14 protein-coding genes are annotated in these 14735 nt (G+C 62.5%); 5 read left to right on the top strand and 9 right to left on the bottom strand.

The annotated features are described in order from the left end of the window. The first annotated feature begins 48 nt into the window (after window positions 1-48). Together V5D55_RS10045 and V5D55_RS10040 are read left to right on the top strand one after the other, a co-directional pair. A complete protein-coding gene (locus tag V5D55_RS10045) occupies window positions 49-1017 on the top strand; it encodes a hydroxyacid dehydrogenase (RefSeq protein ID WP_435742492.1) in 969 nt (322 codons plus the stop codon). 690 nt (window positions 1018-1707) lie between these two features. After that, window positions 1708-2130 carry a hypothetical protein gene (locus V5D55_RS10040; RefSeq protein ID WP_435742490.1) on the top strand — a complete coding sequence of 141 codons (423 nt, stop codon included), beginning with the start codon at window positions 1708-1710 and terminating at the stop codon, window positions 2128-2130. A 207-nt stretch (window positions 2131-2337) separates the two neighbouring features. Here V5D55_RS10040 and V5D55_RS10035 read toward each other — a convergent pair whose 3' ends face one another. The 4 genes from V5D55_RS10035 to V5D55_RS10020 form a co-directional block, all read right to left on the bottom strand. After that, entirely contained in the window at window positions 2338-4209 is a 1872-nt protein-coding gene (locus V5D55_RS10035; protein WP_435742488.1) for a hypothetical protein, read from the bottom strand. 536 nt (window positions 4210-4745) lie between these two features. Continuing rightward, window positions 4746-5522, bottom strand: coding sequence for a DUF1883 domain-containing protein (locus tag V5D55_RS10030; RefSeq protein WP_435742486.1), 777 nt, complete (start codon window positions 5520-5522; stop codon window positions 4746-4748). Between the two features lie 107 nt (window positions 5523-5629). Further along, window positions 5630-8458 carry an NACHT domain-containing protein gene (locus tag V5D55_RS10025; RefSeq protein ID WP_435742484.1) on the bottom strand — a complete coding sequence of 943 codons (2829 nt, stop codon included), beginning with the start codon at window positions 8456-8458 and terminating at the stop codon, window positions 5630-5632. A gap of 8 nt (window positions 8459-8466) precedes the next feature. Further along, the gene (locus V5D55_RS10020) at window positions 8467-8859 is read right to left on the bottom strand and encodes a hypothetical protein (RefSeq protein WP_435742482.1); all 393 of its coding nucleotides are present in this window, start codon (window positions 8857-8859) and stop codon (window positions 8467-8469) included. 171 nt (window positions 8860-9030) lie between these two features. On the opposite strand from V5D55_RS10020, the gene V5D55_RS10015 reads away from it, so the two are divergent. Beyond that, window positions 9031-9711, top strand: coding sequence for a hypothetical protein (locus tag V5D55_RS10015; protein ID WP_435742480.1), 681 nt, complete (start codon window positions 9031-9033; stop codon window positions 9709-9711). 47 nt (window positions 9712-9758) lie between these two features. Beyond that, complete coding sequence (locus V5D55_RS10010) at window positions 9759-10277, top strand: HAD domain-containing protein (RefSeq protein WP_435742479.1); 519 nt, start codon at window positions 9759-9761, stop codon at window positions 10275-10277. A 25-nt stretch (window positions 10278-10302) separates the two neighbouring features. Here V5D55_RS10010 and V5D55_RS10005 read toward each other — a convergent pair whose 3' ends face one another. Then, on the bottom strand, window positions 10303-10677 hold the full coding sequence (locus tag V5D55_RS10005; protein WP_435742477.1) for a hypothetical protein: 375 nt from the start codon (window positions 10675-10677) through the stop codon (window positions 10303-10305). Then, the gene (locus V5D55_RS10000; RefSeq protein ID WP_435742475.1) at window positions 10674-11168 is read right to left on the bottom strand and encodes a hypothetical protein; all 495 of its coding nucleotides are present in this window, start codon (window positions 11166-11168) and stop codon (window positions 10674-10676) included. The genes V5D55_RS10005 and V5D55_RS10000 overlap by 4 nt, the downstream gene beginning before the upstream one ends. Before the next feature lie 181 nt (window positions 11169-11349). On the opposite strand from V5D55_RS10000, the gene V5D55_RS09995 reads away from it, so the two are divergent. Next, entirely contained in the window at window positions 11350-11634 is a 285-nt protein-coding gene (locus V5D55_RS09995) for a helix-turn-helix transcriptional regulator (protein WP_435742473.1), read from the top strand. Window position 11635: 1 nt separating this feature from the next. On the opposite strand, the gene V5D55_RS09990 is transcribed toward V5D55_RS09995, so the two are convergent. The 3 genes from V5D55_RS09990 to V5D55_RS09980 are packed head-to-tail and all read right to left on the bottom strand — an operon-like array spanning window position 11636 to window position 14732. Continuing rightward, window positions 11636-12682, bottom strand: coding sequence for a TniQ family protein (locus V5D55_RS09990; RefSeq protein WP_435742471.1), 1047 nt, complete (start codon window positions 12680-12682; stop codon window positions 11636-11638). 5 nt (window positions 12683-12687) lie between these two features. After that, entirely contained in the window at window positions 12688-13644 is a 957-nt protein-coding gene (locus V5D55_RS09985) for a hypothetical protein (RefSeq protein WP_435742469.1), read from the bottom strand. Further along, the gene (locus tag V5D55_RS09980) at window positions 13641-14732 is read right to left on the bottom strand and encodes a TniB family NTP-binding protein (protein WP_435749283.1); all 1092 of its coding nucleotides are present in this window, start codon (window positions 14730-14732) and stop codon (window positions 13641-13643) included. Before V5D55_RS09980 ends, V5D55_RS09985 begins: the two co-directional genes overlap by 4 nt. Window positions 14733-14735: the final 3 nt, after the last annotated feature.

Here is a 14735-nt window from a genome sequence, read left to right as displayed (position 1 = left end):
CTCGTGCCCGAACAATCAATGAGAACTCGACCGTTGGCGGCGTTCGCCATGCGTGATGGGCTGCAGCATGCGTTGTTCGGCGAGGAACTGCTGGCACGGGTTCGGCGCCTCACCGACATCGATGTCGACGTGACATGGACAGATGGCACGCACCCGTCGCTCGCCGATATCGAGGTGCTGTTGACCGGATGGGGTGCGCCCCGACTCACGACCGAGATGCTCGACAGAATGCCGTCGCTGCGCGCCGTGCTGCACGCAGGAGGGACGGTGCGAGGATTCGCTACGCCTGAGCTGTGGCACCGCGACATCCGCGTGACGAGTGCTGCCCATGCGAACGCGACTCCCGTGGCCCAGTTCGCCGCGTCGCTGATCGTCCTCGCCCTGAAACGCGCACTCTCCGAAGCTCGGGATTATGCGACTCGAGGCACTGCAGCGGCGATGCCCGATGAGGCCGAGGTGTCCGGCGTCTTCGAGTCGACGGTGGGGATCGTGGGCGCATCGCGAACGGGCAGGGCGACCATCGCGATCCTCCAGGCCTATGGCTGCCGCATCCTGGTGGCCGACCCAACGCTCGACGCAACCGAAGCGGCGAAACTCGGCGTGGAACTCCTGGGACTGAACGAGCTGTTCGCGCGGGCCGAGGTCGTGAGCATCCATGCCCCCGATATCCCTGCCACGCGCGGCATGATCGGTGCCGTGCAGCTCGCTCGTCTTCGCGACGGCAGCACCCTGATCAACACGGCCCGTCCCGCGCTGATCGACCAGGAAGCACTGTTGGCCGAGCTTCGCACCGGTCGATTGTCAGCGATGCTCGATGTCACTGATCCCGAGCCGCTGCCCATCGGACACGAACTCCTGCGCCTGCCCAACGTCTTCGTGACCCCGCACCTCGCCGGCGCGCACGGCGCCGAGCTACGCCTGCTCGGAAAAGCCGTTCTCGATGAGTTGGACCGCTTCACGGCTGGCGGCGACGCGATCCATCCCGTGAGGTGGGAAGAACTGAACGTTCTCGCGTAGGACCACCGCGCGACTGGTCGCACACAATGGCCGAATTCGCCCACAGAAAGTCAGGGACCGATGTCGATTTCCGAACTCTTCCTGCCCGCCTCTCGATCGTCGGGTTTTCGCATGGACGGGTATTGGGTGTGGTGTGCGTCCGTCATCGAAGGCGAGGACGGACGATGGCACATGTTCGCGTCTCGGTGGCCGAAATCGCTCCCGATGCACCCAGGCTGGATGGTGGGCTCAGAAGTCGTTCGAGCAGTATCCGATGAGCCGGCGGGACCGTTCGCTTTCGTCGAGGTGGTACTGCCGGCGCGGGGTCCTCAGTACTGGGATGGCCGTTCGACCCACAACCCGCAGATCACTCGCACTCCCGATGGTTACGCCCTCTTCTACATGGGAACGACGCATCCACTGTCGGATGTGTCAGCGACGGACGGTTTCGACCTGAACGATCCACGGTGCATCGTCGCGCGGGCCAACAAGCGCATCGGAGTCGCGACAGCTCGCAGTCTCGAGGGGCCTTGGACCCGTTCGGACAGTCCGATCCTGAACCCACGACCAGCGCATTTCGACAGCTTCTTCACATCGAACCCCGCCCCCTGGGTCGACGAAGACGGATCGGTGCTACTCGTGTACAAAGCCCGAGCATATGAAGACGGCACCCATGGAATGATGCGACTCGGCGTAGCAACCGCTCCGTCTGTGCTGGGACCGTACTCCCGATCCGAAGAATCCATCTTTCCGCCGGAGTTCCATCTGGAAGACCCTTTCATCTGGAAGACGGACCGAGGCTGGGACCTCATCGCGAAAGACATGGAGGGCAATGTCGCGGGAACTGTCTACGCGGGTATTCACGCGTACTCTCCCGACGGTATCGAATGGGAGCTCGACCATGCTCCGCTCGCCTACTCGCGGACGATCCGCTGGGACGATGGCCTCGGTGAGGTGGGCCACTTCGAGCGCCCGTTCCTTCTGATCGACCACGGAGTGCCGACGCACATGTTTGCGGCAGTGGCCGACGGCGAAGGCGGTTTCTCGACAGTCACCGACACCTGGAACGCGGCGATCCCGCTGAAGCGCCCGACTGAGCTCGGCTCAACGCGGTCGGGCGTCGTGGGCACCTGACGGCGCCTCTCGGCGGGGTTGAGGAGCGGCATCACACCTCGCCACAACCCCGCCGATGAGCCGCCCGGTTTCCTGGGTTGGCTCGCTGCATCCGGATCGCCCTTGCGTCGTCGGAGCGCGATCGCAGCGCCGGCTGTGGAGGCGGCCACGCCTCCACAGCCGTGGATCATCCGCACATGTTTGTGACGGACTACCCGCCCTGGTGGTTCAGCCTTGAACTTCGATGCGTACGAGGTTGCGGCCTTTGATCCCGTAGAACCTTCCACGCTCGTCAACGGAGACCCGCGGCATCCCGTACCACTCGCCGCCCAGTCCGGTGGCGAGAGGCTCGATCGCGAACGTGCGCCGGTCGAATCGGAAGAAGCTTTCCGCGGAAGCGCCGTATACCTGGCCCCGATGCACCAGGAGCGTGCCCCAGTTGGGGATGAGATCGTTGTGCTGGGACTCGTGCACGACCGTGCGATTGCGCAGGTCGATCACCGCGAAGGCGCCCGCGTAGGCGACTACATACAGGTAGTGGCCGTGTACCGCGAGGCCCGTGATCCCTCGTTTCAGGGAGGTGGGCGCCAGCCTCCAGAGTTCGCGGCGGTTGCGCTGATCCCACGCGAGGATGGTGCCGCCATCACCGGTCGCCTGCTGTCCGCCGAGATACGCGATGCCGTCGCTCGCGGTCAGTTGACGCACGTACTGGCCATCACCGAACGGATTGAGCGCCTCGGTGGAAAGAGTGCCGGTGGCGGGATCAAATGCGAAGTAGGCGCCTCCACCGGCGGTGTCGGATTGGCTCCCGACCAGTAGTCGGCAGGTGGCGGCATCCCACTGCACATCCTGCGGCCGATTCTGGCCGTGGGGCAACGTTGCTGCGACGACGGGCCAGCGCCCGTCGGAGCGAGGGTCGTATCGCATGATGCCGACGCCGCTGTACTGACCGGTGTAGTAGACGCCATCGACGATGGCCCCGTCTTTTGCCTCGCCCGGTGCGTAGAGGTTCACCACTTCGCCGGTGCGGAGGTCGTGACGCGCGATCGCGTTGTTGCCGCCGACGTAGACGTATTGCGAGGACGCAGTGACACTCATCGCGAGCTGGGGGCCCGCCGGTGCGCCGCCTTCGACAAGGTCATGCTGCACAGTCTCGAAGGTCGCAGGATCAATCTCGAAGATCAATCCGAAACCTGAAGTCACGACCAGACGTCCGTTTCGCTCGAACAGGCCCCAGGTCTCGCCATACTGGCCATCGGGAAGGTCGATGTTCCGGAACTCGCCGGAGGCGGGATTGTACTCGGTCACGCCGTCGCCGGCGAAGTAGATCTTCCCGTCATACGTGATCGGCAGCTTCGCGAGTGTGCGTCCCGTCGAGGCGATCGTGTAGTTCGCCGGGGTATCCAGGTCGATGAGCGCGACGCCCACTCCACCAGCGGTGCTGCCGACCGCGATGAGCTTGTCATCCATGATCCCGAGGTCGCGAAGCTCCGTGGCGGCCGCGAACTCTTGCGGCAGGATCGAGGTCGCAACGCCGCTGGTGCGGTCGACGGCGTACAGCTTCGCCGCGCTGCCGGTGCCGTCGGCACCGCGTCCGCGATATCCGACGTACACCGTCGAATCGGTGGCGACCACAGTGCGCCCCCACTGTGCGGTCGGCTCCGGATTCGCGAGAAGGCGGGTGGCGCCCGTCTTGGGGTTGTACTCGTGAATGTCACCCCCGGGCTGGCCGACGAGGAAGATCACGCCGTCGGGAGCCGTAGTCATGTGCAACGCGTTGAATTTCGGGATCCGAACAAGCTCTTCCCGCGGCGCGTCAGGCTGGGAGACATCGATTCGAATGAGGTTCTTCAGCGTGTCCGACTTGGTGCCATCGATCCCGACGTAGACGTATCGTCCGTCGCTGCTCGTGGTCAGCGCCTGGGCGCTCTTGCTGCCAGGAACCTCAGTGATAGTTGTCACGGCGTTTTTGTCCAGGTCGTAGCCCACCACGAGCATCGGGTCGATGTTGCGAGAAGCGACGTAGACGACGTCCCCGATGTGCACCGACCCTGCGAGCGAGAAGACCGTCGCGCCAGCCCCGAGATCGGTGATGGTCACGCGGGGCGGCTTCTTGGACGCAGCTACCGCTGAGTCGGCGCCAAGGCCGAAGACCGCGACCGCTACTCCTGCAGTTGTGATCTGTAGGAAGCTGCGTCGATCTACGTTGAACGGGGTCATCTGGGTCACCTCACTGTGGTCACGGAGGATGGGTGTGCCATCCGGGTGCCGCCCAGCGTATGCTCCGAAATCCGGTCACGGACGATCGAGTGAGAGCGAATCTGTTCGCCAGCGACCGAACGCCAGGAAAGACAGTCCGGAGGAAGCGGGAGCGGTGTGTGTCGCGCCTATTCCGGGGGTAAGCGGAGAACGTTCGCCGCGTCGACCACGGCGGAGTCTCGAAGGTCAGTTCAGTGACGGTTGTGAACGTAGCTGTGCCGAGCAGAGAGCAAGAGGGTGTGTCTCATCTCGCGAGAGCTGTCGCGAGATGAGACCCGAGAACCCCGGAGCGGCTATTGCAAGATTCGGGTCTTCCGTCTCACCGAAGCCGTCTCTATTGTGCCCGGCGGTAGTGTCGGAGGCGGCTCGCTTCTGATCTAGGCGGCGTCCGCATCCCGAACAACGGAGACGATCTCGTCCGCGATCTCGGCAATCGTACTCACAGCCGTGGTCCGGGCGATCTTGTCGGCAAGGGACGGAGAGTTGGCCTCGACTTCGTCTTTGGAAATCTCGTGCCAGATAGGCAGCATGCGTTGTTTCCCCGCCACGGACAATCCTACGATCCCGTCGAGCTCGTACTGCGGCCACCCCTTTGCAAAGAACGACTTCGAAAAGACGACGACCCCGAACGAAGAGTGAGCGAGCCCGTAGTCAATTTTGCGTCGAAGGCTGTCCCCGATGCGCAATTCACCCTTGTCTAGCCACACCTTTAGGCCTCGCTCCGTGAGCGCGTCGAACAGCGGGAGGGCTACGGCCTGCTTGTCCTCTCCTGCATGCGAGATGAAGACGTCCCAAGTCTGCCCCGTGTCGTCAGGGGTCAGATGAGTCGGCGGCTCGTTTCGGATACCAATCAGAGGCGATTGGGCTGAGCGAGCCACCGGGAGTGCCGGCGGCTCGACTGCAACACTGGAACGGACCTGCGATGCTCGTAGCCCCGCAAGATCGACCGTCAAGTACCAGTTCCCTGTCGACGGAACCACGATCCGCATCGGCGATCGATTCGCGAGCCCGCCGCGGTACTGGTGGCGGCGGCCGCTTCGGTAGCTGTTGAAGTTTGAGCTGTCCATGAGGCGCACGTTCGCGCCGGTACTCAGCGTGACGACGACAGTCGCGCCTTTGTCCAGGCGTCCTAGGTCGTACTTTGTGAAGTTCATATAGCGAACCCGTTCCTGTGGCACGACCGTCGGGCCACGGGAACATTGAACCCCACACCTCCGACACTGCTACTACCAGCGCGGCCCGTTTGCACGGACTCACGCTGTCATCTAAGAGAGTCGCCGATGGGTTGCCTATTCACCGTCGGCAGCACGTGGTCGCGCAACTCGACGAAGACACTCGACTTTTCGGTGACGTGTTGAAGCGCCGTTTGCAGCACTTCGGAGGATTCCGTCGTGTGTAGGCCCTCGACCAGTTGTTCCATCGCATGATCATCCGGGATGCCCACGAGGAGGTTACGCAGCCCATCCGCAGCTTCTTGAATCACCGCCACGACAGCGGGGGCGACAGGAGCGGTGTGGATCTCCTCGTCGAACGCGGCCCAATCTGGTTCTCGTGGCAACCTTCCGAGTTTCGCGTTTGGTGTCTTCAGCACCCGGGCAAGCCCCTTCGCTCGGATGCCAAGACTCATCTCTTCCGCTAGGGCTGGAATCTGCTCTTGCAGGGCGAGCGCGGTGGCGCGAGAAGCAACGGATTCGCCGTCCAGGGCTCGCCTTATGCCAGCTGAGACTTCCGCGGTCTGGTCGTCACTGAGATCTGCATACCTCAGGAGGATGCGCGCGATAGAAAGCAAGTCCCGGGGGACGGGTTCCTGTAGGACCTGCAGACCGTGTGTCACCAACTTGGCTCGCCATTTCGGCATCGATCGCACCATGCCGTCATCGACGATCTCGAGTGCCAACCTGGGCGCTACGGGTACAACGTTGCCTAGCCGTTCTGGAGAGGAGCGGTCGAGCTCATTGATGAGCTGAACGACGGCAGCGTGCTGATGGCCTTGTGGGGTGGCAAAAATCCTCCCGACCGCGAAGATCCAAGTGTTTCGCCAATGCGGACTCGCGGCCGCTTGTCTGAGGCGCGCGTGAACCGTCTCGGGTTCGGCGTTTGTGAGTCGCATTGCTGCCATGAGCTCTTGGAGGGAGCGGACGTCGAAGCCATATCCTTCGTTGCCTCGGGGCGCGATCAGCACCAGGCGGTGAGTCGCCGCGTTGAGGAGCCGAGTCAGGAGGTCAGCATCCTTGCCGGCGGGGCGGAAACCTTCGTCCTCGAGGACTGACCAAGCGACTTCTCGGAGCTCTGGATAGGTGAGGGTCGCGTAGGAGTGTTGGGCGATCTCGCTTCTTGCTTGTAGCTCAAACCCGATTCGCTCATGCAGTTGCTGGATTTGAGTGCCGTGTTCGCGAAGGAGGTAACTAAAGTCACCAGGCTTGTCGCGTTCGCGCCGAAAAATGGTCTCGTAGTAACTCCAGAACAGGCTGAAGCGGTCTGGGGGCAGTTGGCCAGATGCCTCCACGATGATGGTGAGGATCAAGACCTGCAGTGGCGTGCGGAGCAGGTTCTTGAGGGAATCGTCGTTGGCTGCTTCCCGGAGCCTGCGGAGCGCACGCTCGACGCGTTCGATGTCGCCGCCGAGGCGAACTCGAATCGCCAGAGATCCGTAGCGAAGAGCTTCGTCTAATCGGAGGTAGTCGAGGTCGACTCGTTCGAAGTGGTTTGGTGCGATCTGTTCTGTGTAGCCCACGGGTCTTGTTGTGAGCACGACGAAGGTGTCGCAGTTGTCAGCTTCCGCTTCGTCGACGAACTCAGTGACCTGTTGAATGAGGCGTTTGCGCGTGTGCGGCTCGGTGACTTCGTCGAGTCCGTCTAGGACCAGGAACCAAGGCCACCGGGTCATCCAGCTTTTCAGAAGCGAAGGCTGGATGTCGCCGTGATTCGACCTGGCAGAGACCTTTTGGGCAATCCAACGAAGGAGGGTTGAGTCTGTGATCAGACCGCCCTCTTGGGCATATTCGGCGAGGTCGATTCGCATCGCCCATCGGCGGTGATGCGGGAGAGATCGATCTAGTCGGGATAGCGCGGCGCGTGTGCCATCGATCACTCGCTTCTGATCGAGGCTCAAGCTTGCCGCGCCGTCGAGCATCGCAGCACGGAATACTTGCACGAGAAACTTCGACAGAGTTGTCTTACCATTTCCGGGGGCGCCCGTCACAACCATGTGGCGGGGCCGCTGATGCATCGTCGTTCGAGGTTTGAGCATGTGTTCGGCACGATCGAGGACATACCCGATCGCGCTGACGTGCAGTTCGCCGCTGGGGGTCGTGATGGGGAGGTCAGTGGCGAGCTCGTGGACGGGGAACCCCGATCCCTCGCTGCCTCCCGCCTCGTCAAAGTAGATGAGCCCGTCGCTAGTGAGCGCCGACCGCGCATGCGAGCGCAGTGCCGGCTCGAGTTCCGCAGCAGGGAGGTTGTTCGTGAACTGGCTGAGGTTGGCAAACACATCAGCTGCGGTGAGAAATGCGGGGAAGGAATGCCGTACCGACGCGTGGGCGGCGAGGAGCTTTTCGACTTGGTTGCCGTCCCAGAATTGCCATCCCCGAATCTTGCGAAGCCGTGCAAGCTTCTTGAGCCGCACGTTTGTGGCGGCGGCGTCGATGTCCCGACTGTCGTCCTCGAATTGGTTGATGAAGGCGGCGATGTCCGAGCGGAGGCCGTCGTATCCGCCGCTGCCGGGGTAGGGACTGAGCCGTACGTTGGAGACGATCACCATGTAGTCGGGAACTGGGTCGCGTCCGCTAGTCGGACTGGCCCAGCGCTCGAGTTCCCTGCCAACTTCGGATCTCAGCCAGGATGCGTTGTCTTCAGGCTTCGCATCCAGTTGGTGCTTGTGCTTCACCTGAAAGACGGTGTAACCGTCCCAGGCATCTGCGTGCGCACCGTCGTCGGCGGTCCACACAGTGCGACCGGTGTGGACCATATCTCGGCCGCCGTCACGTCCCGGTCCGAGCGCCTGAACGTTCGGACCGAACTCAGCGACCGCGAGCGAGGCAGCGAGATCCTGGAAGCCCGTGGGTCCGAGTTGCTCGAGGTTGTACTGCACGCTGCTCCTCAGCCATCGGTGTGTTCCTCACCGTATCGGATGTCGTTTGACGCAGGCGTCGGTTTGTTTGGGAGTTGGTCTGACGCCACCAGCGGCTCGAGAACATGACCGAGCACCGATTGCGGTGAGAGGGCATCCGGATCCCGTTGATAGCGGGCGATGATGTGGATGAACGAGCGTTCGTAGCGGCGGCCGACTCCGCTCAGGATCGCTGCCTCAGCGGCCTGCTGATCGACTAGTTCGTACGTCATCTCGTGGTCGAAGTAGAAGTCCTGATAGAGCCCGGCGTTCAGATGGAACTTTCCAGTATTTTGCACGTAGGTGTACAGGCGCTTTTCGTCGCTCTCGAACGCAACCCAGACAGGCACGCCGTCACGGTTCCTCACGAGGTAGAGATTCATCGTCATCGCCTCCCGTCTACATCTTGCGCCATCCAGGCGGGTGCAGGAGGTCGCTCGAGCGAGAATCGACGCGGAGTGACGTGTTCGCAGCGGTGTTCATGGGGTGATCGTTTATGTAGGCAGTCAGCGGCGACGGTCACGATGTCGGTGGCCGGACCCAGTATGCGATTCATGCCTCAAACGACCTTGAATCCGTTGCGTGTCGAGCGCGGCAATCTCCGACTCAGTCGCCATTCCAGCGTTCTCGGCGTGATCGCGAACTCACTCGCCGTCGTGGCGCCGATCGTGAGCATCGCGCTCGGCGTCTGGGTGACCAATCTGAACTCCGACGTTGCTCATCTCAACGCCACGATCAATGGGCTTCACCAAGATGTGGCGTCCTCCGAGGCGTTGCTCACTGATCGCGAGGAGATTATCGAGAGCCTCCGCGCGGAGAACCGGGAACTCCTGGCTGCGCTCCCGCCAAGCATCCCGCCGGAGCAGGTGCCTGATGCGCGCAACATCGGCACCGTGACTTTGGCCGCCGGCGGCGATTCGATCGATCTGAACTCGACGCTCGCCAACTTCGGAAACGGTGCTGATCGGATCCAGAAGGACACCCTTCAGTTCGGAAACGGAGTCCTCACCTCGCTGTGGGGTATCGACGTGCTCCAACTTCCCGAAGGAGAAGCCTCCTATGAGTCTTGCGCCGTCGCTACCGGGTATGCGCCCGCGAAATCAATTGAACCTCATCGCCTCGATGGCCGTGTCTGCATCCGCCTGAAGTCCGGAAACTACGCTCGCATTACAGTGGACAAATTGGAGGATGAGCGCGTCGAGCTCACGCTCACAACCTGGGACGCCCCGCTCTGAACGTTCCTCGCGGGACCAGCACGTAGTGACCCAAAGGAGTCCCCAGCATGACAGCACCGGCTCGCCATGCGCATCGCAGGCTTCTCGTGCTCGACGTCGATGGAACCATCTCTCGGATCTATCGCGAGAACGAATACGCGCTGTACCAGAACGAGCGAGGATGGCGTTCTTGGATGAGCGTTGACGATGACGTCGTCGATGCACTCGACGCGCTCGTCGAGCGTACTGAGATTGTCGTTGCGTGGCTGACAACGTGGCCTCACGATCAAGTCGCGTGGCTCATCCAGGAACCTCTTCGCGGCAAGCTACCGGGCCCCTACGTGCCCTGGCAGAACTGGCCGAAACACGGCTGGCGACTGCAAAGCCTGATCTCATACGTGCGCGACATGAAGCCCTCCGCCGTCGCCTGGGCGGACGACCGTGCGCCAGTAGATGCCGCACGACGGCTCACCGCAATGACCGAGGTTCCCTCGTTCGTCGTGCGACCGAACAAACGTGTGGGTCTCACGCTCGAGGACGTCGATAAAATCGCCGCCGTCCTCGAGCGCACTGATCAGAACCGCTGAAGCTCCAACTGGCTCTGACTGATCTTCAGCCCGCGTCCCGCCTCCCCTCGGCGGCGTGACATTCACAGAGTGTCGAGACCCACATTCTGATCACGTACTGCCGCGCTGGCGCGCCACATACCTCGCACGTCTCGATGCTTTCCCACTCAGCCGCACGCACCGCGTCCGCGAATGCCCCATCGAAGTTCGACAGGTCATCAGACGGGTCGGCATAGAAGCACAGGGCGCCAAACTTCGACTTGACCTGCTGCACGACGTAGTTCGGGGCAATGACTGACAGCGTCGCATCGAGTCTCGCGAGCAGCGGGTGCCAGCCGGCCCGGACTTCCAGCAGTTCGGGCCAGCCGGGAGCGACCCGCTTGAGGAGCCCATGGAGTTCCGGAGGATATTCTGCGGTCATGTCAACTCTCTCTTCGTGAATGTATCCATGTTCCGGAGCTCAGAGCTCGTCTCCCGTGGGGTTCCGTGCTGGTGGCGCGCGGCTTCTCGGGACTGCTGGCGACGCCGAGATCGTTCTCGGAACTCGCGTCCAACGCGCAGGCTACGCATGACGCCGTTGTCGAAGCTGATCATTCCTCGACGGCGCCATTCGATCGCCGCATGGCCGCGAAAGCCCGCGACGGCGCGACGCCGCTGCATGAAGTCCAGGTTTCGTGGCAGGGGCCCGGGGAGCCCATCGGTGTCTGGCAGAAGATATGTGAACAGTTCAGCGAATGTGGGGCCGGCCGCCGTGCGGCGACGAGTCTGAGCGATGAAGATCGCCGCAGCCAGCGCCCATTGCTCTGCCGTGTCGTCACCGGTGAAGTCCTCGAACAGGAGGACCCACTCAGCTGGCGGCGGCGAGTCGATTTCCTGCCACCAGATCGGGTACGACTCGAGCATCTCAACCATCACAATCGCGGTCGCTCGCACGGGCCTTCCCGCGACGCGACCGCCTGTCATCGGGATGGGCAGCACACGTGCAGGGGAGAGCGGAGAGATCCGACGAGGACGAGATTGTTTCGTATGGCCTTCCGAATTATGCCATACCGATTAGGCCATACGAGGAGTGGCCCGTCGAGACGCTTGCTAGGTGCCCCGACGGAACGATGAGATTGAAGCGGAGTGGAGCGCTTACTCCCAGCGCTTCGCGACCTCGCTTCGGTCTGCGCGCGAGCGTGCCGGGCTGAGTCAGGAAGATGTGGCGTACAGGTCGGGCCTCACCCGATACACCTATCAGAAGTACGAGAAGGGCGAGTCACGCCCCGGGAACCCGGCGAACCCGACGCTGCGAACGATGCTCGCGCTCTCACAGGTGCTCGAGATTCCGCTCGCCGAACTGATTCCGGAAGGTGCTCCCGACCTTCGAAGCCGGTGAGTTACGACAGAGCCAACTCATCTGGTTCCAGGGGATATCTTCGGGTCACGCTCAGTCGTGATGTGCCCTCAGTGTGGCCTCGCATGAGTCCGTCCAGTATTCGTGGCGAGACGTGTCGGAGCAGGCATGCCCGTTGAGTACCGGACGCGACGATGAGCGCGCGATCTTGCGGGCATAGAGCGTTCTTGGCGCTCTTGGTTCGCCTGAGCCCTGCAGCGTAGAGGACCGCGCGGTGCGCGTGCCCGATGACGGCGCCCGCCCAGTCGTGCAGCCGCTCGTTTACGGTTACACCCAGCGCATTTGCGATGACGTTCGCGAAGCCATCGATCTGCGGTAGTGCCGATCGCGACACCTGAAGGACGCCGCGGAGTATTCGTGGGCTCATAGCGACTTCGACAACTCTCACTACTTCGGGATAGCCGCACAACATCACCTCCTCAAACGTAGTCGGTGCAGGTAGGCCGAGCCTTTGGGCCCGCTCCTCGAGGAACGTGTCACCGTCGCTTCCTTGGGACCACGCGAGTACCGCTGCGGTCGCGAGGTTGTATTCGCCGGTATGCAAGGCGATGCCGCGTTCCCACAGTGGTCCACGCAGGTTCCGTTCCGCGCGGCTCGCGGACGCCCCAACAGAAACCTTGATGTCCAGTCCGCGAAGCGTCCACCGGCCATGCCTCAGGCAGAGAGGCCCAGTTCTCGCTCTGGTAGTGGTTGTCAGCCCACCAGCACATTCCATGCAGGCAGTATGTGGTTCGGGAAGCGTACGGCACCGCGAGCATTTCTGAGGCTTCCAGCGCGGATGACCGCAGCGAGTCCACATCCCGTGATCCTCGAACGATACCTCGAATGCGTCATCGGGCAAGCCGCATAGCCGCACGAGCGCGACCGTGACACGTGGATCGTTTTCGCTCCACGTTGAACGCCCCGCTTCTCGAATCAGCATGCGGCGAATCTCTCCAACCTCCAGGCAGTGCGTATGGGCGATGCGCCCGATATACCCGCTGACTGTCTCGGCGGGCACCGGGTCGAGGTAGATGGGCAGGGTACGCATCTCGTCTATCGATGGCGTGGAGGTCGGTCGCGCCGCGTCGGCAGCGGACGACGAGCATCGTCGTGGCGCAGAAACACTGCTCGAATGCGAGGGACACTGTCACGGACGAGGACACCAAGTGCCCCCATCTCAAGGTAACGCCCGTGCCGTATGGGCTTGGTTGCTGAATCGCCCAGTCGTAGTTCGCGACCGGAGGCCTGAAACATCCCATGCACGGAGCTGAGGCGGTTCCGCGATCGCGACGCGACTGCCGTCGCAGCTGCCTCGACCATCGCGGCGACGGGAAGGTGCCCGATCTGCCTATTGCGAAGGAACGCCTGCATCGAAGGCGCAGTGAGGAATGCGGTCAGTTCGACAGCCTCAGGATAGAAGTCACGCAACTGCTGGTCGGTACCGCCGATGGAGGGAGCGTCGTCGACGAGCTCACGGTAGGCGTAAATGATCTCGCAAGCGAGCTCGATCTCGCCCGTGTCGAGGCCGATCCCACGCGTCCAGAGAGTTCCTGTCAAACATCTTTCAGCGCGGGCATACGCGACTGGGATCCGAATCGCCTCGTCGCGTCCGTCGTAGTGCCAACGCTCGTGGCGTGCGCAGAAGGCGCCGGCCCGGGCCTGGACCTCGACGCGCATACCGCCCGCGCACCGCCGACACATGGTGACCGGCTTGGGCAGCGCGGAACAGCGCGCGCATTGCGCGTGGGCCCAGTTGTTGTGGATGCAGCGACTGAAGAGTCGGTTGGTGGTGTCATCTCGGTCGAACCAGTCCACTGGCAGATCGTCGAGTTGAGCGACCACGTCGGGTGCGGCCTCCGGTGTTGTCCGCAACGGAAGTCCCTGCTCCGACTTGCGGATGGCGGTCCAGAGTTCTCCGGCCGTCAGGGAATTGCTTTCGACGAGCCTGTTGTAGAGGCTCGTCACGGTTTCGCCCGGGAAGGGACTGACCGTCGCCGGCAACACTCTCATCGGCCAGCCTTCACCCGTCGCCCTCGTGGTCGTCGTGTGCTCTGTGCCGCTTCATCGGCCACGCGATCTTCGAGCCGCCGTATCGTCTCGAGAACCACCAGGAGATGGTCCAGGTCGAGTTGTTCGGAACGATCACGAATCGCATCGCGAGCGCAACGCCGAATCGCCTTGGCCATGCGGCCCAGCGATCCTCGCGAGATCTCACGAAGCTCCGCGGCAATCCTCAGAATGTCGCCTTCAGGCTGACGGATGAGGCAGAGAGAGTCTTCGAGCTCAGTGAGCACTCTTCCCCAGACCGCGGCTCCCTCGTTTGTTGCGATGTCGTATTCGTCGAACTGGACAGTCTCGAATCTGGCCATGATCTGTTCACCCCGCGACCCCCAGAAGAGCCCGTTCTGTGCGACATTCACGCCGGCGTAAATCATCGTTCCGGGGCAGCGTTCCGAGAGCTCTTTGAGCGCATCCGCCGCTTGCTCACTCGCGCGGTAGCGCAGATCGAGGCGATGGATGTCGTCGATGATGACGATCTCGGTCTCACATGCCCGCATCACGTTGCTCACCCGGCTCAGCAGGGTCTCGTAGGACGCTGTCTGCGAGAACGGAAGCGCGTAGAACTCCGCGAGCTTCTTCATCATCGTCTTCTCGGTCGCGTGCGTAGGCACCTGAGCGAAGGCGACGGGGATCAGGTCCTTCCTTCGAGTACCTGCCCGTTCTCGCCGAGCCCGTTCATATGCTCGCCCGAATTCTTGGACGGCCGTCGTCTTCCCCATACTGGGTCGTCCGGAGATGACTACCCCGGACTTGCTCGCGTCGGGCGACCGGTTGTCTGCCATCGCACTGCTGGCCGCCGCAACGAACCTTCGAAGTGACGGTGTGGCGATACGAGCACCCACCGACATGAAGCGCTCGCGAGCGATGTTGTAGATAGCTCGGTCCGATGTCGCCATCTCCTCATACACGCTCATGGTGCAAGGCGCAGGTCGTGGGGCATCGAACTCGACGAACTCCCGCCACCCTTCCTTTGTCGTGTAGTCGAAGTTCACCGTCGGGGCATCGAAGTCGAACTGGGCGAGTAACTCGTCGAACATCAC

This window comes from Microbacterium sp. PMB16 (assembly GCF_051294855.1).
Lineage (GTDB): Bacteria > Actinomycetota > Actinomycetes > Actinomycetales > Microbacteriaceae > Microbacterium.
The sequence above is the reverse complement of the archived record's forward strand: the minus strand, read 5'-3'. Positions and strand labels throughout refer to the sequence as shown.

What these genes read in the sequence shown, in the direction of transcription:
- V5D55_RS10020 (WP_435742482.1), bottom strand. Translation starts at nt 8,859, where the DNA reads ATGAATCTCTACCTCGTGAGGAACCGTGACGGCGTGCCTGTCTGGGTT.
- V5D55_RS10000 (WP_435742475.1), bottom strand. Translation starts at nt 11,168, where the DNA reads ATGGTTGAGATGCTCGAGTCGTACCCGATCTGGTGGCAGGAAATCGAC.
- V5D55_RS10045 (WP_435742492.1), top strand. Translation starts at nt 49, where the DNA reads ATGCGTGATGGGCTGCAGCATGCGTTGTTCGGCGAGGAACTGCTGGCA.
- V5D55_RS10010 (WP_435742479.1), top strand. Translation starts at nt 9,759, where the DNA reads ATGACAGCACCGGCTCGCCATGCGCATCGCAGGCTTCTCGTGCTCGAC.
- V5D55_RS10005 (WP_435742477.1), bottom strand. Translation starts at nt 10,677, where the DNA reads ATGACCGCAGAATATCCTCCGGAACTCCATGGGCTCCTCAAGCGGGTC.
- V5D55_RS09990 (WP_435742471.1), bottom strand. Translation starts at nt 12,682, where the DNA reads ATGCGTACCCTGCCCATCTACCTCGACCCGGTGCCCGCCGAGACAGTC.
- V5D55_RS10030 (WP_435742486.1), bottom strand. Translation starts at nt 5,522, where the DNA reads ATGAACTTCACAAAGTACGACCTAGGACGCCTGGACAAAGGCGCGACT.
- V5D55_RS09985 (WP_435742469.1), bottom strand. Translation starts at nt 13,644, where the DNA reads ATGAGAGTGTTGCCGGCGACGGTCAGTCCCTTCCCGGGCGAAACCGTG.
- V5D55_RS10015 (WP_435742480.1), top strand. Translation starts at nt 9,031, where the DNA reads ATGCCTCAAACGACCTTGAATCCGTTGCGTGTCGAGCGCGGCAATCTC.
- V5D55_RS09980 (WP_435749283.1), bottom strand. Translation starts at nt 14,732, where the DNA reads ATGTTCGACGAGTTACTCGCCCAGTTCGACTTCGATGCCCCGACGGTG.